The sequence below is a fragment of the candidate division KSB1 bacterium genome, from assembly GCA_024655945.1.
Taxonomy (GTDB): Bacteria; Zhuqueibacterota; Zhuqueibacteria; order JANLFK01; family Oleimicrobiaceae; genus Oleimicrobium.
This window is the reverse complement of sequence record JANLFK010000013.1, coordinates 74,161-93,257: the sequence shown is the minus strand read 5'-3', so window position 1 is coordinate 93,257 and position 19,097 is coordinate 74,161. Positions and strand designations below refer to the sequence as shown.

Genomic DNA, 19,097 nt, shown 5'->3' with positions numbered 1-19,097 from the left:
GCAGGCGAGGCGAAGCCTGCCCGAAGACCGGAGTGAATATGCCATCTGTGGATCCTCTTTCTTCGACAATTAGACTCTATCGCGGGAAGCCGACGCTCTTCATCAACGACAAGCCCCAGCCGCCGCTTCTCTACGCGCTGACCGACGTGCCGGGCGGGCGCTGGAGTTGGGAGGAGGTGCCGCAGCACAACCTGAGGCTGATGGCGGAGTTGGGCTTCCGCCTGTTCCAGGTGGACCTCTTCTTGGAGCACCTGTGGTTCGAGGACGGGCGCTTTGACCTGCACTCGGCACAGCGGCAGATTAGGGGCGTGCTCGACGCCTGCCCCGAGGCGGCGGTGTTCATTCGCCTGCACGTGAACGCACCCCGCTGGTGGAGCAAGGCTCATCCGGAAGAGTGGACGCAGTATGCCGATGTGCCCGTCACGATCGAGGACGAGGCTGGCTTCCACCGCATCATCGAGTACGACAACAGTCCGGTCAATCGCGTGAGTCTGGCATCGCAGAGATGGCGGCAGGAAGCCAGCGAGAAAGTAGTTCGGTTTTGCGAAGAGCTGGCTGCCACTGACGAAGGCAACGCCTTAGCCGGGCTGCACATGGCCTGCGGCGTGTACGGCGAATGGCACTACTGGGGTTTCTTCCGGAATGAGCCAGACACCGGTCCTGCCATGACTCGGCACTTTCGCGCCTGGTTAAAGGGGAGATATGGCACCGACCAGGCCCTGCGGGCAGCATGGCGTGACAGGCGGGTCAGCCTGGAATCTGCTCAGGTGCCTGGGTACCAGGTGCGCGCGCAGACCAGAGCGGGCCTCTTCCGGTCGCCCGCTGAGGAACGATGGGTCATCGACTACTACCGCTGCCAGCAGGAACTGGTGGCTGACACGATTGTCCATTTCTGTCGTTTGGCCAAGGAGCGTTGGCCACGCCCGTTGGTCACCGGCACCTTCTACGGCTATCTATTCCCGATGTTCGGCCGCCAGGCAGCGGGCGGTCATCTGGAGCTTGGGCAACTGCTGACCTCGCCCTGGGTGGACTATTTAAGCGGGCCGCAGTGCTATTTCCCATGCTCTACCGAGCCGGGGGGCGCCTATCGCTCGCGCAGCCTACTGGAAAGCTGCCGCCTGCACGGCAAGTTGTGGCTAGACGAAATGGACCAGAAGCCCGACCTCATGTGGGGTCCGCTGGCGCCCGGGTATCGGGGCTCGGGCGAGACGAGCGTCGCGCGGCTGCGGCGCAACTTGGCTGCTACTCTCACGCGGGGACATGGCCTTTGGCTTTATGATTTTGGGGTGGGGTTCGCCAATGCCGGCTGGTGGGACCACCCGCTCCTGGCCGAGGAGCTGAGGAGGCTGCTGGCGCTCTTTGTGTCGCGTCTTGAGGAAGACTTTGACAGCGATGCCGATGTGCTGGTGGTCTATGACACCGAGGCCTTTTACTACCTTGCCACCACTCCGCAGGCCGACCCGGTCAGCCAGGCCCTCATGGACGAGACGACGTTGGCCATCTACCTCAGTGGTGCAGTGTGTGATCAGATTCATCGCGCGGACCTGCGCCGGGTGGACTTGGGCAAGTATCGCGTGGTGGTCTTTGCCAACCTGTTTATGCTGGACAAAGGCCAGCGCGAGTTCATCAACGAGCGCGTGGCGAAGGATGGCCGCCAGCTGGTCTTCTTCTACGCGCCAGGCTATTGCGACGGCAGCACGCTCAGCGTTGCCCACATGAGCGAGGTGACGGGAATAGCTCTGCGCGAAACCGACGCCAAACCGGAACTGATTGTCGTCCATCCCGGCTGGCCGGCAGAGCGCCTGCGCCTGGGCGGGGAGTCGCTGCGGCCGCTTTTCGTTGCCGACGACCGCGGGGCGCAGACGGTGGGGGTGATGGCCGACAGTCTGGAGCCTGCTTTCGCGCGCAAACAGGGAGCGGAAAGTGTGCGTTGGTACTGTGCGCTGCCCATCACGAGCGCATCGCTGATGAGGAGGCTGCTGGCGGAGGCAGGCGCCCACATCTACGGCGGGGGTGGCGACGTGTTCTACGCCGGCCATGGGCTGTTGTGCGTGCACAGCAAAGAAGGGGGGAGGCGGGCAGTGTGCCTGAAAGATGGCACGGCGCTCACCGTCGATTTGCCTAGCGGCGGAACTGCGATCCTTGATGCCCGCACGGGCGCGCTGCTCATGGCGTAGCCCGGTGCGCAGGGGGAAGGAGTTTATTGGCAGATAAGGAGGCATGATGGACGCATACGAGGCGATAGTGACCAGACGGAGTGTGCGCGCCTTTACTTCCCTTCCGGTTTCCCCTGAACTGGTCAGAAAGCTGTTGGTTGCGGCCATGTCTGCCCCCTCTGCTGGCAACCAGCAGCCTTGGCACTTTGTCGTCGTGCGGGCGCGGGGCACGCTCGAGGCGCTTGCCGAGCTCTTGCCGCATGGCAAGATGCTCGTCCATGCGCCACTGGCGGTCGTCGTCTGTGCAGACCTCCGCCTTGAGGTACACCCCGGCTACTGGGTGCAGGACTGCTCTGCGGCCACAGAGAATTTGCTCCTGGCCGCTCACGCCTTAGGACTTGGTGGCGTGTGGGTTGGCGTCTACCCGCGCGCAGAGCGCGTGGCTGGGGTGCGGGAGCTGTTCGGCTTGCCCGACGAGGTCGCCCCCTTGTGCATCGTCGCCCTCGGCTACCCGGCCGAGCCGATTGGCGGCAAAGAGAGGTACAAAGAAGGGCGTGTCCATTACGAGCGCTGGTAGAGCAGTTTGCGGGAAATCACATGCCGCGCTTCCGCCCAGATTGTGGCGCAAGAAGATGATTGAAAGTTATGAGAAGTTTTGCTATCTTTAAAAGCCCTTTGCGGCAGAAAGGCGTGATGCCAGGTCCGGCCGGGAATACGGCTGTGGAGAACTTCTGCTGTTCCAGCGGCCAGTCACAGAGCTGATAAAAGCGCGTCGCTCCTGTCGCACCTTTGCCGAGCGCGGCATAGAGCACGAGGCGCGCGAGGCTCTGGCACGCTATCTCCAGCAGCCGCTCCCGGGGCCATTCGGCAGCTCAGTGCGCCTTGGCCTGCTGGAACTTGGCGAAGCCCAGGGGCTTGGGGCGCGACTTGGCACCTATGGCGTGATTCGAGGGGCACGCAGCTTTCTGGCCGGCGCGGTGCGGCGCAGTGTCATGGACCTGGAAGATTTTGGGTTTGTCTTCGAAGCGGCCGTGCTCCAAGCCACGGAATTGGGCTTGGGGACCTGCTGGCTGGGTGGCACCTTTAGACGGAGCTCATTTGCCACGGCGCTGCGCCTGGCTGAGGACGAGCTGCTCCCGGCGCTGAGCCCGGTTGGTTACCCGGCTGGGCGGCGCAATGTGCTCGATGTGACCTTCAGGGCTGTGGCCAGGTCGGCGACGCGCAAGGCGTGGCATGAACTCTTCTTCGCAGGCTCGTTCGCGCAGCCCTTGACGCCCGAAGAAGCAGGGCCCTACGCGACCCCTCTGGAGATGGTGCGCTTGGCGCCTTCGGCTTCCAATCGTCAGCCGTGGCGTGTTGTGTGGGACCAGGAGCAGGGCGCGTTTCACTTCTTTTTGCAGCGGAGTCGTGGCTATCGAGTGCCGGGAGCGGTCGACTTGCAGCGGGTGGACATGGGCATTGCCATTTGCCATTTCACCCTCGCTGCGCAAGAGATGGGGCTGCGCGGTAGGTGGCAGCAGCTCTCCGCTGCACCACTGGTGCACGAGGCGCTGCGGTATGTGGCTTCCTGGTGCGTCGCGGACGCGGTGCCCTGTAGCTCGGAAATCGTGCGATGACAGGACAGGGACAAGAGGCCAGTGCCTGGCGGCGGCTGACCACGCCAGCCGGGGTCACCTGGCTGGGCCTGGGCATCAATTGCTTCTTCTCGGCCGCCAAGATTGTGGCGGGACTGTTGTTCAGCAGTCAGGCCATCTTGGCCGACGGGTTGCACAGCATCTCGGACATGGCCACTGACGTGGCCGTGCTGGCCGGTCTCAGAGTTTCCAGCAAACCGGCCGACGAGGCGCACAATTACGGCCACCGGCGCGCGACCACCTTGGTGACCCTGTTTGTGGGCGCAGCGCTTCTGCTGGCCGCGGGGTGGATCGGCTACACGGCCGTGGTCACTATGCGCGAGGAGCACAGCGCAGTGGAGGGGTTAATCCCCTTCATCATCGCCGCGGCGTCGGTGCCGGTTAAAGAGCTGCTCTATCAGGTCACCAGGCGCGTGGGGATAAGGGTCTCCGACAGCTCGCTGGTGGCCAACGCCTGGCATCATCGCAGCGACGCCTGGGCATCGGCAACCGCCGCTCTGGGCCTCGCGGTGGTGACCTTTGGGGGGCCGCGCTGGGCATTTGTCGACCACGTGACGGCGCTGGTGCTTGTGGCATTCCTAATCGTGATGGCCGCGAAAATCATCTGGACCAGCGGCAGCGACTTGATGGACCGCGCACCCGACGACGTGACGCTCGCCAGCATCAGAAGGGCCGTTGCCCAGACAGCGGGGGTGCGCAGCTTCCATGGCATTCGCGCCCGGCGCGTCGGCGACATGGTGGAGATGGATGTCCACGTGCAGGTGGACCCGCAGCTCACGGTCAGCCAGGGGCACGACATCGCTCGCTCCGTGCGCCAGCGTGTCGTGCAGCAGAACCCTCAGGTCAGTCAGGTCATCGTGCACGTAGAACCATCACCAGAACGTCCAGAGGAGCAGACTTGAGGATAGTCTTGCAGAGGAGGGCATACCATGGACAGGCTCTTGGTGAGGCTCATGGCAAGTGCGATGGTGGGGATCATGGCAACGGTGCTCGCCGCTGAACAGGGGGGCACGGCAATCAAGCTCCCGGCGCCGCAAACCGAGGGAGGCATGCCGCTCATGGCAGCGCTCAAGGCGCGGTGCAGTACCCGCGCTTTCAGCAGCAAGCCGCTCCCCTTGCAGGTGCTGTCCAACTTGCTATGGGCGGCCTGTGGGGTGAATCGTCCAGAGTCCGGCAAGCGGACGGCACCAACGGCACGCAACATGCAGGAGATAGACGTCTACGTGGCGCTGGCCGAGGGGCTGTACCTGTACAATGCCAAGGAGCACGTCCTGGAGCCCGTGTTGATGCAGGACTTGCGGGCTGCCACCGGACGACAGGCGTTTGTTGCGGAGGCGCCGGTCAACCTCATCTTCGTCTCGGACTATGACAAGATGGGAAACATCCCCACCGAGGCGAAGGACTTTTACTCTGCCACAGACACTGGCTACATCAGCCAAAACGTCTACCTTTTCTGCGCTTCGGAGGGGCTTGCCACGGTGGTGCGCAACATGGTGGACAAGCCGGCGTTGGCAGAGAAGATGGGACTCAGGCCCACGCAAAAGGTGATTTTGGCGCAGACGGTGGGGTACCCGAAAGAGTAAAGGGTTCTGGGTTCTGCCCAACCAGAAGGAGAAGGCAACCATGGGCAGGTTGGCGCGTGGTGTCGTAATCTTTGTGGCCGGCTTTGCGGCCGCCACGGTGCTGGTCTCACATTGTGGGCAGGAGCGCTCCACCAGCAGCTCTGCGCCCTCTTTGGAGGTGGCGCACACAGCAGCGCAGGTGACCAGCGAGGTCGACTCGGCGGCGCTGCGCCGCCAATGGCAAATCACTGCCTCCCGCGAGAACGCCATCACCAAGGCAGTGGCAAAGGCCAGCCCTGCGGTGGTCGGCATCAACGTCATTCAGGTGCGGGAGTACCAGCGCGGGGGCCTGTTCATGGACGACCCCTTCTGGGACTTTTTCTATCCGCGCCGCTACCGGGAGCGGGTGCAGAGCCTCGGTTCGGGCTTTATCATCTCGCCGGACGGCTACATCGTCACCAATGAGCACGTGGTGCACAATGCCGTGGAAATCGTCGTCACCCTTTGGGGCGGCAAGCAGTACAAGGCACAGGTGGTGGGCAGCGATTTCGTCACCGACATCGCTCTGCTGAAGATCGATGGCAAGGACCTGCCCACGGTGACCTTGGGCGATTCCGATGACGTCATCCGCGGCGAGTGGGTGATTGCTTTGGGGAATCCGTTCGGCCTTTTCAACATCAACTCCGAGCCGAGTGTGAACGTTGGGGTCGTCTCCAACGTCAACATGGACTTTGGCGAGCAGAATGGCCGGGTGTACCAGGACATGATCCAGACCGACGCACAAATCAACGGCGGCAACAGCGGCGGGCCCTTGCTGAACAGCCTGGGCGAGGTGATCGGCATGAACACTTGGATCATCTCCGGCAGCCGGGACATGAGTGGCAACATCGGCATCGGCTTTGCCATCCCGGTCAACACCATCAAGAGGATCGTGCGCGAGCTGCGCGACAAGGGGCGCGTGGAGCGCGAGTTCTGGACGGGCCTTGAGGTGGACGAGATGAGCCACATGGTGGCCTTTGCGTTGGGTCTCGGCGCGCGCCGCGGCGTGGTGGTGACCGACGTGGCCAACAACAGCCCAGGCGAGCGCGCCGGCCTCAAGCCAGGAGATGTCATCCTGGAGGTGAATGGCAAGGCGGTGCGCACCCCAGACCAGATCATGTCGTTGATCAGCGAACAGGACTTGCGCCCCGGTGACAAGCTGCGCCTCAAAGTCTACCGCCAAGGCCGGACTTTTGATGCCGAGGTGAGGCTTGAGCGGCCGCCGCGCTGACAGGGAGGCGTGAATGATTGCCCGCTACACCCGCCCGCGCATGGGCGCCATCTGGAGCGATGAACACCGCTTCGCCACCTGGCTGGAAGTGGAGACGGTCGTCTGCGAGGTCATGGCCGAGTTGGGTCAGATTCCACTTGCTGCCGCACAGGCCATTCGCAGCAAAGGGCGGTTCGACGTGGCCCGCATCAGCGAGATCGAGCAGACCGTCAAGCACGACGTGATAGCCTTCCTGACGAACGTCCACGAGTATGTCGGCGAGGAGGCTCGCTACCTCCACCTGGGCCTCACCTCCTCGGACCTTCTGGATACCTCCCTGGCGCTGCTCCTGCGCGAGGCCGGCAAGCTGCTTCTGGAGGACCTTGCCGCTTTGCGGGCAGCAGTGCGCAAGCGGGCGCTGGAATTCAAGCACACCCCATGCATCGGCCGGACCCATGGGGTCCATGCCGAGCCCATCACCTTCGGGCTCAAACTGGCCGTGTGGTACGACGAGCTTGGCCGGGCGCAGTTCCGCCTGGAACGCGCGGTTGAGGCCGTGTCGGTGGGCAAGATCTCCGGAGCGGTGGGTACCTTCGGCTACCTTGACCCGCGGGTCGAGGAGTTGGTCTGCGCACGGCTGGGTCTTCGCCCTGCCCCGGTGTCCACGCAAATCGTCCAGCGCGACGTGCATGCTGAGTATCTCTGCACCTTGGCCCTCATCGCCTCGTCGCTGGAAAAGTTCGCCGTGGAAGTGCGCAACCTGCAGCGCACGGAGATCCTGGAGGCCGAGGAATACTTCTCCCCGGGTCAAAAGGGCTCTTCCGCGATGCCTCATAAACGGAACCCCATCACCTGCGAGCGCATTGCCGGCATGGCGCGCATCGTGCGCGGCAACGCATTGGCTGCCCTGGACAATATGCCGCTTTGGCACGAGCGCGACATCAGCCATTCCAGTGTCGAGCGCGTCATCGTTCCCGACAGTACGATCATTCTGGACTACATGCTCGCCACCTTCACGGACGTGGTGGAGCGCTTGCTGGTCTATCCGGAAAACATGTTGGCCAATTTGCACAAGACCGGAGGGTTGATCTTCTCACAGGCCTTGCTGCTTGCCCTGGTCAACAAAGGGGTGGCGCGGGAGGAGGCGTACCAGTGGGTGCAAGCGCATGCCATGACCGCCTGGCGCACCGGGGCCGACTTCCGCCGCCTGGTCCTTGATGACCCGCAAGTGCGCAGCGTTCTCTCCGAAGAGGAAGTGGAAAGGTGCTTTGATCTTAACCATAGCCTCCGTCATGTGGACTACATCTTTGCCCGCGCCGGGCTGGCATGAGCACGGGCGCGGGGTACAAGTGCGAACGAGGAGGATGCATTGAAGAAGGACAAGAAGCTCTACGAAGGTAAGACCAAACGACTCTACACCACGGACAACCCCGAGTTGCTGATTCAGGAGTTCAAACACGAGGGGGTGGCCGCCAATGGCGAAAAGACCGCGACTATCAGAGGCAAAGGGGCGGTGAACAATCGCGTCTCCACGCACCTCTTCCGCTACCTGGAGAGCTATCACGTATCCACCCACTTCGTCAGGCAGCTCTCCGACACGGAGATGGTGGTGAGACGGCTGGACATCATCCCGGTGGAAGTGGTGGTGCGCAATGTTGCGACGGGCGGTCTGGCAGAGCGCTTCGGCGTCGAGGAGGGCGAGGACTTGCCCCAGCCCGCGGTCGAGTACTACCTGAAGGACGATGAGCGCCACGATCCGATGATCAACGAAGACCATGTGGTTGCCTTCGGTCATGCCTCTGCCGGCGACCTTGCGCACATTCGTCGCACCGCGGTCAAAGTCAATGCGGTGCTCAAGGACTTTTTCCTGCGCCGCAATCTGAAGCTGGTGGAGATCAAGCTCGAGTTTGGACGGGCCAAAGGGAAGATCCTTCTTGGCGATGAGGTCTCCCTGGACACCTGCCGCCTGCAGGATCTGCTCACCGGCGAGCAGCTGGATCGTGACCGTCTGGTGGCCAACCCGACCAGGGCCGAGGAACTGTACCAAAAGTTGTGCGAACGCATCGTGGGTTGAGCTGAGCGAGGCGCGAGTCGAGAGAATTCAGGTGGCCAGAGAAGGCATAGGGACGGTGCTGGCCAGTGCCCTTATGGCGCTGGTGGTCACCGCAGGCGCGGTGCTGACTGGCTCGCCAGGGCTGGTTGTGCTCAGTGCGCTGTTGTGGCTGGCGTTGGGAGTGGTGGTGTACTTTTTCCGCGATCCCCTGCGCCATCCCCCGCTCGGCGAGGGCCTTGTGCTTAGCCCTGCAGACGGCCGGGTGGTAGCAGTGTGCAAGGAGGAGGCGCGGGAGTTTCTCTCTGGGCAAGTGTGGCGCATCGCGGTGTTCCTTTCGCTGTTTGATGTCCATGTCATCCGCGCGCCCATTGCTGGGCAAGTGGGCTACTTCCGCTATCAGAAGGGACGCTTCGCGCCGGCGCGCCGCGAGGAAGCCGGCCGGCTGAACGAGCAGGTGGTGATGGGGATCGAAGGCGGACAGTGCAAAGTGTTGCTGCAGCTGATTGCCGGGGTGGTCGCGCGCCGCGTCGTGTGCCATCCCCGCGAAGGGTGGCGCGTGGAAAAAGGGCAGAGAATCGGCATCATCAGATTCGGCTCGCGCGTCGAGCTGACGGTGCCCGGCGAGGCCACCGTGCAGGTGCAGCGCGGTCAGAAGGTACGGGCGGGGGAAACCATCATCGCGAGTGTCGGTCGTGAATAGGCGAGCCTTGCTGGCGGATGTCTTTACCGCCCTAAACATGTTGTGTGGCTTCTTGGGCATCCTGGCGGCAGTGCGCGGTCGGTGGGAGCGTGCTCTGTGGCTCGTTTTCATTGCAGCCATCTTCGACGGCCTGGACGGAAAGTTCGCCCGCGCAGCCCGCTCCGGACAGACCAGCGACTTTGGCCTGCAGTTGGACTCGCTGTCGGACGTCATCTCCTTTGGCGTCTTGCCGGGAGTGTTGGCATACGAAATCTTTCTCAACAAGCTGGGCGTGGCCGGCGTGGCGATAAGCTTCCTGCCGGTACTTTGCTCCGCCCTGCGGTTGGCGCGGTTCAACGTGCTGAGCATGAGTGTGAGGAGCCCTTTCTACGTGGGACTGCCGGCCCCCATGGCAACGCTCACCATCTGCGGCTTCATCTGGATGGACGCCCTGTTGCCAGACGTCATCGGTGGTCTGCGCCTGCTTCCCGTAGTGGTGGCCGGGGTCTCTCTGCTCATGGTGAGCAGGCTCCCCTATGACAGGATGCCCCATTTCGCGTTCAGCCGCGGTGCCGCAAATACGCGTAATCTGCTCATTTTCCTTTTTGGTCTGGTGTTCATCCCTCTGTTCCCCAGGCATGTGTTCTTTCCGCTCATGATGGTCTATGTCGTCGCGGGCATCGTGCGTGGCCTCCGTGGCGGCCCGTGCCAGGCACCTGCCCGGGACAGGGATTCTAAGGCAAGCAAGAGAGAAGCGCTATGAGACGACGGCCTCTGGGGTTCTACGCACTTATCCTCCTCTTAGGGGCTGTGATTGGGAGCATTTTGGGGCAACTCGTGGGGATGGTCGTACCGGAGGGGGTCGTCAAGGAGTTCTTGACGCGCAGCGCCACTATTGTCACGCTGAGCCCAACCACCGTGGGCCCCGAGTGGCTCCACTTTACCTTTGGCCTGCACCTGACCATCAGCGCCTGTGGAGTCATCGGTGTCATCATTGCTGCCTACATCTTGCGGCTGGTGCGGTAGGCTCAGCGGGGAGGTGAAGAACTGTGCTCGGAGGAGCGATCGGGCCATGGGAGCTCGTGGTAATCATGCTGGCCGTCTTGATTCTGTTCGGCCCGAAAAGGCTGCCAGAGCTCGCCCGGGGGCTTGGTAAGGCCATGCAAGAGTTTCGCAAGGCCGCCGAGGAAGTGAGGCGGGAAATCGACATAAGCGACCAGGACGACGAACTCCAGGGCTGAGGAACTTGTCCAGGCGGCGATGTCAAGTGTGCCGGCCGGGCGATGGCCGGCGCCAGAATGAAATGCGGAGGTCAATATGTTGGCTGGAATGATTGGCCAGTGGGAGCTTTTGCTCATCTTCTTTGCCATTCTGCTGCTGTTTGGGGCGCGGCGGCTGCCGGAGTTGGCGCAAGGCTTGGGCAAAGGGATTCGCGAGTTCCGCAGGGCGGTAAAGGAGCCCCCCGAGGAAGAGAGCAAGACAAAAGGCAAGGTCAGTGCACCCCCGCAAGATCAAGGCGGAAGCAACTGATCCATCTCGGTTGGGGTTGTGGCTGCTCCACTTCAGGGTGACTATGCCTCCTTGCGATCGCTCCTCCTCCGGCGCGAGGTTTCCTGTGTGGAGGTGGTCGGTGCCTGCCTGCAGCGCATCGCGCAGAGCCCACTCAATGCGTTTGTGAGCGTCTGCCCGGAAAGGGCTCTGCGGCAAGCCTGCGCCGTGGATGAACGCATAGCGCGCCACCGTGCGGGGATGCTGGCCGGGCTGGCCATAGGCGTCAAAGACAACATCAATGTCCGGGGCTGGAAGACTACCTGCGCCTCCCGCCACTTAGCAGACTATGTCGCCCCGTTCCATGCCACTGCCGTCAGGCGTCTCCTGCGTCAGGACGCGATCGTCCTTGGCAAGACGAACATGGACGAGTTCGCCATGGGTTCCTCTGGCGAGTCCTCCCACTTTGGGCCGACGCGCAACCCCCACTGTTTGGAGCGTGTGCCCGGTGGCTCGTCGAGCGGCTCTGCAGCGGCGGTGGCGGCGCGCGAAGTCTGGGCTGCGTTAGGCTCCGACACCGGCGGCTCCGTGCGTCAGCCGGCCTCTTTTTGCGGCGTCGTAGGTCTCAAGCCCACCTACGGCCGCGTGTCGCGCTACGGACTTGTGGCCTTCGGTTCGTCCCTCGACCAAATCGGACCTTTGACCCTATCGGTGCAGGACTGCGCCCTGGTGCTGCAGGTGATTGCCGGACACGACCCCCACGAGGCCACCTCGAGCAGGCTGCCCGTTCTGGACTGGCAAAGGGAGCTGGACCGTGGCATCAGCGGGCTTCGGCTTGGCAGGCCGGCTGAGTATTTTCAGCCGCCGGCCAGTGCGGAAGTTCGCGATGCCGTCGATGCCACACTTGCGCAGCTTGTGGGAGCGGGTGCCGGCGTAGAGGAAATCAGCCTGCCGCACACCGACTACGCCGTGGCGACCTATTATGTGACCTGCACGGCCGAGGCGTCATCTAACTTGGCGCGGTTTGACGGCATGCGCTACGGCGCACGTAGTGCCGCGAACGACCTCGACGAGACGTACGTTGCTACGCGCACCCTTGGATTTGGCCCTGAAGTCAAACGCCGCATCCTGCTCGGGTGCTTTGTCCTGTCCGCTGGCCACTACCAGGCCTACTATGACAAGGCGCAGCGCGTGCGCACGCTGATCGCCCAGGACTTTGCCCGGGCCTTTGAGAAAGTGGACTGCCTCGTCACCCCGACTGCGCCGACCACTGCCTTCCGCATGGGTAAACGTACGGTTAATCCCCTCACCATGTACCTCTCCGACGTCTACACCGTGTCAGCCAGCCTGTGCGGCCTGCCCGCTATTTCGGTGCCGTGCGGGCGAGATGCCAATGGGCTGCCCATCGGCCTGCAGGTGATCGGCAAGCCCTTCGACGAGGGCACTGTGCTGCGCGTCGCCCGTGCCGTGGAAATCGCTCGGGGGCAACGGTGACAAGTAGCCGCGATTCTTGCTCTCAAGGAGGGAGACCGCGCGCGGCAGCAGGGGATGATTCGCTCTGCGCGGGGCGCCCGGGTCACGCCCACGAGGGGAAGAGACGTGGCTGAGGGACTCGAGGCAGTCATCGGGCTGGAGGTGCACGTGCAGCTCCTCACGGCCAGCAAGCTCTTCTGCGGCTGCAGCACGGCTTTCGGCGCAGCCCCAAACACGCAAGTCTGCCCGGTGTGCCTTGGCCTGCCGGGGGCGCTACCCGTGTTGAATCGGCGGGCTGTGGAGCTGGCCCTGCGCTTGGGCCTTGCCTTGGGCTGCGAGATCGACCGCCACTGTCGCTTTGCCCGTAAGCAGTACTTCTACCCCGACCTGCCCAAGGGCTACCAGATCACGCAGTTTTGGGCGCCGCTCTGCTGCGGCGGCCGCATGGAGTTCGAGGTGGATGGGACGCCGCGCAGTGTCCGGCTGCGGCACGCTCATCTCGAAGAGGATGCAGGCAGGTCAGTGCACGCCGAGGCCTATGTGGCCGAAGACGAGACGCTGGTGGACCTTAATCGCTGCGGGGTGCCTCTAGTGGAAATTGTGACCGAGCCCGAATTGCACTCGCCGCGGGAGGCGGCCTGCTTCGTCGCCGAACTCCGCCGCCTGCTGCGCTGCCTGGGCGTCAGCGATGGCCAGATGGAGCGCGGGAGCCTGCGCTGCGATGCCAATGTGTCGATCCGTCCCAAAGGCGCCCCGGATCAGGGCGTCGCCACCGAGATCAAGAATCTCAACTCCCTGCGTGCTTTGGAGCGGGCCCTCGCGACAGAGGTGGCCCGTCAGGTTGCCGTGCGCGGCCAAGGGGAAGCAGTGAGCCACCAGACCCTGTGCTGGGATGCCGCCGCCCAGGCGGTAGCCGTCATGCGCGACAAGGAGTACGCCCACGACTACCGTTATTCCCCTGAACCAGACCTGCCACCGGCATGCATTCCCGAACGGTGGATCGAGAAGCTGAGGCGAGCCCTGCCTGAGCTGCCGCTGGCCCGCAAGCGCCGCTTGGAACGGGAGTATGGCCTCCCGCCAGAGCGAGCCTATCTGCTCACGGACGACTCCAGCCTGGCCGACTACTTCGAGGCGGTGGCCAAGGCGGTTGGAGTGCCACAGCTTGCCTGCAATTGGATGACAGGGGCGGTGGCGCGAACGGCCAAGCAACTCCACGTTTCCATTGCAGAGTTTCCGGTGCCGGCTTCTTCTTTAGCCAAGCTGCTGGTCGAGGTGCGCGATGGTGCCTTGAGCGACCACGCCGCACGCCAGGTTCTGTCCACGATGATCGCCACCGGCCGACCAGTGGAAGACCTGCTTGCCAGTCGCGGCACCTCATTGCCGAGGCCGGAGGTGGGCCGGGTCATTGAAGAGGTCCTTTTCCAGCACTCTACGCTGGTCTCTGGCTACCGGCAGGGGAAGAAGCAGCTCTTTGGCTTTTTCATCGGGGAGGTAATGAGGAAACTGCCCGACGAGGCAGATCCGCAGGAGGTACGAGCGCTTCTCCAGGAGCGCTTGGCGGGCCCGCCCGCCGACCCAGAGGGCGATTAGTCTGTTGGCAAAGAGGTGGTGGCAATGGCACAAAGCTTCGTGCGACATCTGGAGTGTGCGCGATGTGGGGCGACCTACGCGGCGAGCGAGGTGCACAACCTTTGCCAGTGTGGTTCCCCTCTCTTGGTCAGATACGACCTTGAAGAGGCAAGGGCCAGGCTGCGGCGGGAGGGGGCACGGCCCAGCGACACAGGTGTGTGGCGGTACCGGGCGTTGTTGCCCGTCACTGAGGCCCGCCACATGGTCACCTTAGGCGAGGGTAACACACCCCTTCTGAAATTGGAGAGATTGGGGGCGCAAACAGGGCTTGGCAATCTTTATCTCAAGGACGAGGGTGAAAACCCCACCGGCTCGTTCAAGGCGCGTGGTTTGGCTGTGGCCGTGTCCAAAGCAAAGGAGTTGGGCCTCACGCGCGGTGCCATCCCGTCGGCGGGCAACGCGGGCGGTGCCTTCGCCGCTTATGCCGCAAAGGCCGGCCTTACGGCGCACATCTTCATGCCTGCCGATGTGCCTGCAGTCTTCAGAAGCGAATGCAGCCTCTACGGCGCCACGCTGCACTTGGTGGACGGAGTGATCACCGACTGCGCACAGGCCCTGCGTGAGCGCGCAGAGCAGGAGGGCTGGTTTGACTTTTCCACGCTGCGCGAGCCATATCGCCTGGAAGGCAAGAAGACCATGGGGTACGAACTGGCTGAACAGGGCGGTGGGCAATTGCCGGAGGTGGTCATTTATCCCACCGGAGGCGGAACCGGACTTGTGGGGATGTGGAAGGCCTTCGCGGAGTTGCGCCAGCTCGGCTGGTTGGAGGGAGACCTGCCGCGCATGGTGGCGGTGCAGGCCGCCGGATGTGCGCCCATTGTGCAAGCCTTCGCAGCTGGGGCTGAACAAGCCCATCCGTGGCAAGGAGCTGAGACTGTGGCCCTGGGTCTGCGCGTGCCCCAAGCGCTCGGGGACTTTCTCATCCTCAGGGTGCTGCGCGAAAGCCGCGGCACCGCCGTTGCCGTGGACGACAGCAACATCATCGCCGCCCTGCGCGAGTTGGCTGCTGTGGAGGGGGTGTGGGCCTGCCCGGAAGGGGCTGCCACCTGGGCGGCGTGCAAAAAGCTTGTCGCCTCCGGCTGGATCAAGCCGCAGGAGCGGGTGGTGCTGTTCAACACGGGAACTGGCCTCAAGTACCTCGAAGTGGTCAATCCAGTCCCCTCCCGTGGGCGCCAAAGGCTGCGCCAGCCGCCGCGGAAAAAGTATTGACAAAGTTGATTTGTTTTGTTAAATTGCCACTCGCTATCGCGCCCGCCAACAGTAAGGATGCGGTCTTGCGGTGGAGGTTTGGGTGCGGGTGAGAAATGGCCGCCGCGGCGGCGGCCTCTTTTGCTCCAGGGGGTATCAAGCGTGGTTGCTTTTGGAGGCGAGATGAAAGAAGCAAAGTTGCGCAAGCTGATCAAGCTCGTCGAAGAGAGTGACATCGAAGAGCTGGAGATCTCCTCCTGGGGAAAGAGCGTCCGCATAAGGAAATTCATCCTGGACCACCGACCGACCTCTGCGGCGCCGCAGGCACGAATAGAAGCGCCAGTTGTGGTCGAGCAGCTACCGGTGTCGGCACAAACGCCCCCTGCGGCACAGGCGGCCCCGGCGACCCAGGAGGTACCCGCGCCACCAGTGGCAGCGCCTGCCGAGGATATCATCGAGATCAAGTCCCCCATGGTGGGCACTTTCTACCGGCGGCCCTCGCCTGAGGCCGAGGCCTACGTGGAGGTAGGCGACATCATCTCCCCAGGCAAGGTGCTCTGCATCATCGAGGCGATGAAGCTGATGAATGAAATCGAATCGGAGGTGTCTGGCCGAATTCTGAAGATCCTCGTGGAGAATGCTCAGCCTGTGGAATATGGGCAGCCTCTGTTTCAGGTACAGAAGCTCTAAGGAGTTCGGTCGGGACTACGTAGCTCGGACTGCACTGACGGTGGTGGAACGGAGACGGTGTTCAAGAAGATCCTCATAGCCAATCGCGGCGAGATAGCCCTGCGCATCATTCGCGCATGCAAAGAGCTGGGCATTGCCACGGTGGCCGTCTACTCCGAGGCGGATGCCGATTCGCTGCATGTGCGCTTTGCCGACGAGGCGGTGTGCATTGGCCCTCCACCGGCGCACCTCAGCTACTTGAACATCCCGCGCATCATCGCCGCTGCCGAGGTCACCAATGCAGACGCCATCCATCCGGGATACGGTTTCTTGGCCGAAAACCCCCGCTCTGCCGAGATCTGCGAATCCTCGGGCATTGAGTTCATCGGCCCCTCGGCCGCGACCATCGCTATGATGGGTGACAAGGCCGTGGCAAAGAAGACCATGGCGAAGGCTGGCGTGCCGGTCATTCCTGGTAGCGACGGGACTGTCAACGACAAGCGCGAGGCGCTGCGCGTGGCCGAGGAGATCGGCTACCCGGTGATCATCAAGGCGGCAGCCGGAGGCGGCGGGCGGGGCATGCGCATCGTGCGGCGTCGCCAGGACTTTGAAAACGCCTACATGACCGCCCGCAGCGAGGCAGAAGCCGCATTCGGCAATCCACAGGTCTACATCGAGAAGTACTTTGAGAATCCTCGGCACATCGAAGTACAAGTGCTGGGCGATGCTCACGGCACCATCGTCAGCCTGGGCGAAAGGGAGTGCTCTATTCAGCGCAAACACCAAAAGCTCATCGAAGAGTCCCCGTCGCCCGCGGTGGACGGGCAGCTGCGCCGCAGAATGAGCAGGGCGGCCCTGCGTGGTGCCAAGGCGGCCAACTATCGCAGCGCCGGCACCATCGAATTCCTTCTTGATGAGGATGGTCAGTTCTATTTCATGGAGATGAACACGCGCATTCAGGTCGAGCACACCGTCACCGAGATGGTCATCGGCATCGACCTGCTCAAAGAGCAGATTCGCCTGGCCGCCGGCGGAAGACTGGATACACGCATTGGCGACTATCGCCTGCGCGGCCATGCCATCGAGTGTCGCATCAATGCCGAAGATCCGGATGCCAACTTCCGCCCCTCGCCAGGGAGAATCACTGGGTTGCACACGCCAGGAGGCCCACGCATCCGCGTGGATAGCCACGCCTACGCGCAGTATCAGATCCCGCCGTTCTATGATTCGCTCATTGCCAAAGTGATCACGCACGGCCGCAACCGCGAAGAGGCCATCGGCCGCATGGAGTGGGCGCTGGAGGAGTTTGTCATCGAAGGCATCAAGACCACCATACCGTTGCACAAACGCATCATGCGCGATCCCGATTTTCGCAGAGGACAGTATTCCACCCGCTTCCTGGAACAGTTCGAGAAGAAAGGAGGGCTTTGATGGAAGTCCCCAAGGACTTGCTGTACACCAAAGACCATGAGTGGCTTCGAGTCGATGGCGACGTCGCAACCGTGGGCATTACCGCGTACGCGGCAGGCGAATTGGGCGACGTGGTGTTCGTGGAACTGCCGGCCGTGGGCACGCAAACCAAACAGATGGACCCATTCGGCACCATCGAGGCGGTGAAGGCAGTCAGCGACCTCTATGCTCCCGTCAGTGGCCAAGTGATCGAAGTCAACGAGGCCCTGAGCGACAAGCCGGAGGTGGTCAACAGCGATCCCTACGGCGAGGGATGGATGATCAAGATCAAGATTGCCGACCAAGGCGAGCTGAAAAATCTGCTCAGCCCCGAGGCATACCAGGCGCAGATCTCGTAGCGCGAGGCTTTGCTCCGCGTGTTTCAGCAGATGGCGCCAGTGAGCTATAGTCGGTGAGCAATAAGGAGTGGCGATGCCCTACCTGCCTTGCACAGATGACGAGCGTGCCGAGATGCTCAAAGCAATAGGGGTCACCAAGTTCGAGGAGTTGCTGACCCCTATCCCGGAACAGCTGCGCTTGAAAGAACCTCTCAACCTGCCGGCGCCCCTGTCCGAGTACGAAGTCACTCGTCTGCTGGCGGAGATGGCGCAGCAGAACACCACGGTGAATGAGGCCATTTGCTTTCTGGGCGGCGGAGCCTACGACCACTTTGTCCCCGCGGCGGTAGGACATATCACGTCGCGCCCGGAATTCTACACGGCCTACACACCGTATCAGCCGGAGGTGAGCCAGGGGACGCTGCAGGCGATTTACGAGTATCAGAGCATGATTTGCGCGCTCACGGGCATGGACGCCTCCAATGCCTCGATGTACGACGGCGCCTCTGCACTGGCCGAGGCAGCACTGCTGGCGTTTAACCACACCCAACGGCCCGAGATTCTGGTATCGCGGGCGGTCAACCCCTTCTACCTCCAGACCATCCGCACTTACTGTCACGGCCAGGGGATTGAAGTTCATCTGGTGGACCTTGACGATGGTGCCACAGAGGTCGACAACCTCAAAGGGCTCATCAGCGAGAAGACTGCCGCCGTGGTCGTGCAACACCCCAATTTCTACGGATGCCTCGAAGAGGTCGAGGAGCTGGGCGCGGTTACGCACCAGGCGGGGGCGCTTTTCATCACCTCTAATGACCCCATCTCCCTTGGTCTTCTCCAGCCGCCGGACAGCTACGGGGCAGACATTGCCACCGGAGAAGGACAGGCATTAGGGACGCCACTGAGCTTTGGCGGCCCCTACCTCGGCATTTTCGCGACGAAGCAGGAGCTCGTCCGTCGCATGCCTGGCCGCATCGCCGGGCAGACGGTGGACAGCGAAGGCCGGATCGGTTACGTGCTCACCTACCAGACGCGCGAACAGCACATTCGCCGCGAGAAGGCCACTTCCAATATCTGTACTAATCAGGCCCTCGTCGCCTTAGCTGCCACGGTCTACCTTGCCTTGATGGGCAAGCAGGGCTTGCCCACTGTGGCAGAGCTCTGTCTGCAGAAGAGCCACTACTTGGCCGAGGAGATAGCGAAGATTCCTGGCTTCCGTTTGAGATTTGCGCGGGCGTTTTTCAAGGAATTCGTGATCGAGGCGCCGCTCCCGGCTGACCAAGTAGTCGATAAGCTCCTTGCCCAGGGTATTCTGGCGGGCGTGCCGCTGGGTCGCTTCGAGCAGGCGATGGCACATTGCCTATTGATTGCTGTCACGGAGAAACGGACAAAGGCAGAGATGGACAGGTTCGTGAGCGCCCTACGTCAACTGGCCGCCTAAGCCCGATGGCGGGCAGTTCTCGGCTTGAGCGAGAAAGAGCTTGACTATTTGCTCGGAAATTTGTAAATTTGTCTCGCAAAATTAGAGGAGTA

At 62.6% G+C, this 19,097-nt stretch carries 20 protein-coding genes; all 20 read left to right on the top strand.

The window, feature by feature from the left end:
• Window positions 1–38 precede the first annotated feature (38 nt).
• The 20 genes from NUW13_13960 (at window position 39) to gcvPA (ending at window position 19,005) form a co-directional block, all read left to right on the top strand.
• Entirely contained in the window at window positions 39–2,177 is a 2,139-nt protein-coding gene (locus NUW13_13960) for a hypothetical protein (protein ID MCR4440122.1), read from the top strand.
• A 46-nt stretch (window positions 2,178–2,223) separates the two neighbouring features.
• Window positions 2,224–2,733 (top strand): nitroreductase family protein, encoded by a 510-nt coding sequence (locus NUW13_13955; GenBank protein MCR4440121.1) that lies wholly within the window; start codon window positions 2,224–2,226, stop codon window positions 2,731–2,733.
• A 184-nt stretch (window positions 2,734–2,917) separates the two neighbouring features.
• On the top strand, window positions 2,918–3,772 hold the full coding sequence (locus NUW13_13950; GenBank protein ID MCR4440120.1) for a nitroreductase family protein: 855 nt from the start codon (window positions 2,918–2,920) through the stop codon (window positions 3,770–3,772).
• Complete coding sequence (locus NUW13_13945; protein ID MCR4440119.1) at window positions 3,769–4,692, top strand: cation diffusion facilitator family transporter; 924 nt, start codon at window positions 3,769–3,771, stop codon at window positions 4,690–4,692. The genes NUW13_13950 and NUW13_13945 overlap by 4 nt, the downstream gene beginning before the upstream one ends.
• 27 nt (window positions 4,693–4,719) lie before the next feature.
• Window positions 4,720–5,373 carry a SagB/ThcOx family dehydrogenase gene (locus NUW13_13940; protein ID MCR4440118.1) on the top strand — a complete coding sequence of 218 codons (654 nt, stop codon included), beginning with the start codon at window positions 4,720–4,722 and terminating at the stop codon, window positions 5,371–5,373.
• 40 nt (window positions 5,374–5,413) lie between these two features.
• Window positions 5,414–6,622 (top strand): trypsin-like peptidase domain-containing protein, encoded by a 1,209-nt coding sequence (locus NUW13_13935; GenBank protein MCR4440117.1) that lies wholly within the window; start codon window positions 5,414–5,416, stop codon window positions 6,620–6,622.
• A 13-nt stretch (window positions 6,623–6,635) separates the two neighbouring features.
• Window positions 6,636–7,931: an adenylosuccinate lyase gene (purB, locus tag NUW13_13930; GenBank protein ID MCR4440116.1), complete on the top strand. Its 1,296-nt coding sequence runs from the start codon at window positions 6,636–6,638 to the stop codon at window positions 7,929–7,931.
• A 39-nt stretch (window positions 7,932–7,970) separates the two neighbouring features.
• Window positions 7,971–8,675 (top strand): phosphoribosylaminoimidazolesuccinocarboxamide synthase, encoded by a 705-nt coding sequence (locus NUW13_13925; GenBank protein MCR4440115.1) that lies wholly within the window; start codon window positions 7,971–7,973, stop codon window positions 8,673–8,675.
• A 31-nt stretch (window positions 8,676–8,706) separates the two neighbouring features.
• On the top strand, window positions 8,707–9,354 hold the full coding sequence (locus tag NUW13_13920; protein ID MCR4440114.1) for a phosphatidylserine decarboxylase: 648 nt from the start codon (window positions 8,707–8,709) through the stop codon (window positions 9,352–9,354).
• Entirely contained in the window at window positions 9,347–10,096 is a 750-nt protein-coding gene (gene pssA, locus NUW13_13915) for a CDP-diacylglycerol--serine O-phosphatidyltransferase (GenBank protein MCR4440113.1), read from the top strand. The genes NUW13_13920 and pssA overlap by 8 nt, the downstream gene beginning before the upstream one ends.
• Window positions 10,093–10,359 carry a hypothetical protein gene (locus NUW13_13910; GenBank protein ID MCR4440112.1) on the top strand — a complete coding sequence of 89 codons (267 nt, stop codon included), beginning with the start codon at window positions 10,093–10,095 and terminating at the stop codon, window positions 10,357–10,359. Before pssA ends, NUW13_13910 begins: the two co-directional genes overlap by 4 nt.
• A 23-nt stretch (window positions 10,360–10,382) precedes the next feature.
• A complete protein-coding gene (locus tag NUW13_13905) occupies window positions 10,383–10,574 on the top strand; it encodes a twin-arginine translocase TatA/TatE family subunit (GenBank protein ID MCR4440111.1) in 192 nt (63 codons plus the stop codon).
• 76 nt (window positions 10,575–10,650) lie between these two features.
• Window positions 10,651–10,863 (top strand): twin-arginine translocase TatA/TatE family subunit, encoded by a 213-nt coding sequence (gene tatA / locus NUW13_13900; protein ID MCR4440110.1) that lies wholly within the window; start codon window positions 10,651–10,653, stop codon window positions 10,861–10,863.
• A 51-nt stretch (window positions 10,864–10,914) separates the two neighbouring features.
• Window positions 10,915–12,315 carry an Asp-tRNA(Asn)/Glu-tRNA(Gln) amidotransferase subunit GatA gene (gene gatA, locus NUW13_13895; GenBank protein MCR4440109.1) on the top strand — a complete coding sequence of 467 codons (1,401 nt, stop codon included), beginning with the start codon at window positions 10,915–10,917 and terminating at the stop codon, window positions 12,313–12,315.
• Between the two features lie 105 nt (window positions 12,316–12,420).
• Window positions 12,421–13,884 (top strand): Asp-tRNA(Asn)/Glu-tRNA(Gln) amidotransferase subunit GatB, encoded by a 1,464-nt coding sequence (gene gatB / locus NUW13_13890; GenBank protein MCR4440108.1) that lies wholly within the window; start codon window positions 12,421–12,423, stop codon window positions 13,882–13,884.
• A gap of 24 nt (window positions 13,885–13,908) precedes the next feature.
• A complete protein-coding gene (locus NUW13_13885) occupies window positions 13,909–15,132 on the top strand; it encodes a threonine synthase (protein MCR4440107.1) in 1,224 nt (407 codons plus the stop codon).
• Between the two features lie 162 nt (window positions 15,133–15,294).
• Window positions 15,295–15,801: an acetyl-CoA carboxylase biotin carboxyl carrier protein gene (gene accB, locus NUW13_13880; GenBank protein MCR4440106.1), complete on the top strand. Its 507-nt coding sequence runs from the start codon at window positions 15,295–15,297 to the stop codon at window positions 15,799–15,801.
• A gap of 57 nt (window positions 15,802–15,858) precedes the next feature.
• Window positions 15,859–17,211: an acetyl-CoA carboxylase biotin carboxylase subunit gene (gene accC, locus NUW13_13875; GenBank protein MCR4440105.1), complete on the top strand. Its 1,353-nt coding sequence runs from the start codon at window positions 15,859–15,861 to the stop codon at window positions 17,209–17,211.
• A complete protein-coding gene (gene gcvH / locus NUW13_13870; protein ID MCR4440104.1) occupies window positions 17,211–17,588 on the top strand; it encodes a glycine cleavage system protein GcvH in 378 nt (125 codons plus the stop codon). Before accC ends, gcvH begins: the two co-directional genes overlap by 1 nt.
• Window positions 17,589–17,661: 73 nt before the next feature.
• Window positions 17,662–19,005 (top strand): aminomethyl-transferring glycine dehydrogenase subunit GcvPA, encoded by a 1,344-nt coding sequence (gene gcvPA / locus NUW13_13865; GenBank protein MCR4440103.1) that lies wholly within the window; start codon window positions 17,662–17,664, stop codon window positions 19,003–19,005.
• The last annotated feature ends 92 nt before the right edge of the window (window positions 19,006–19,097 follow it).

Bases quoted from the DNA above. Each gene is read 5' to 3' on its own strand.
- purB (MCR4440116.1), top strand. From the start codon at position 6,636: ATGATTGCCCGCTACACCCGCCCGCGCATGGGCGCCATCTGGAGCGAT.
- NUW13_13885 (MCR4440107.1), top strand. From the start codon at position 13,909: ATGGCACAAAGCTTCGTGCGACATCTGGAGTGTGCGCGATGTGGGGCG.
- NUW13_13955 (MCR4440121.1), top strand. From the start codon at position 2,224: ATGGACGCATACGAGGCGATAGTGACCAGACGGAGTGTGCGCGCCTTT.
- accB (MCR4440106.1), top strand. From the start codon at position 15,295: ATGAAAGAAGCAAAGTTGCGCAAGCTGATCAAGCTCGTCGAAGAGAGT.
- NUW13_13935 (MCR4440117.1), top strand. From the start codon at position 5,414: ATGGGCAGGTTGGCGCGTGGTGTCGTAATCTTTGTGGCCGGCTTTGCG.
- NUW13_13960 (MCR4440122.1), top strand. From the start codon at position 39: ATGCCATCTGTGGATCCTCTTTCTTCGACAATTAGACTCTATCGCGGG.
- NUW13_13945 (MCR4440119.1), top strand. From the start codon at position 3,769: ATGACAGGACAGGGACAAGAGGCCAGTGCCTGGCGGCGGCTGACCACG.
- gcvPA (MCR4440103.1), top strand. From the start codon at position 17,662: ATGCCCTACCTGCCTTGCACAGATGACGAGCGTGCCGAGATGCTCAAA.
- NUW13_13910 (MCR4440112.1), top strand. From the start codon at position 10,093: ATGAGACGACGGCCTCTGGGGTTCTACGCACTTATCCTCCTCTTAGGG.
- NUW13_13940 (MCR4440118.1), top strand. From the start codon at position 4,720: ATGGACAGGCTCTTGGTGAGGCTCATGGCAAGTGCGATGGTGGGGATC.
- gcvH (MCR4440104.1), top strand. From the start codon at position 17,211: ATGGAAGTCCCCAAGGACTTGCTGTACACCAAAGACCATGAGTGGCTT.
- tatA (MCR4440110.1), top strand. From the start codon at position 10,651: ATGTTGGCTGGAATGATTGGCCAGTGGGAGCTTTTGCTCATCTTCTTT.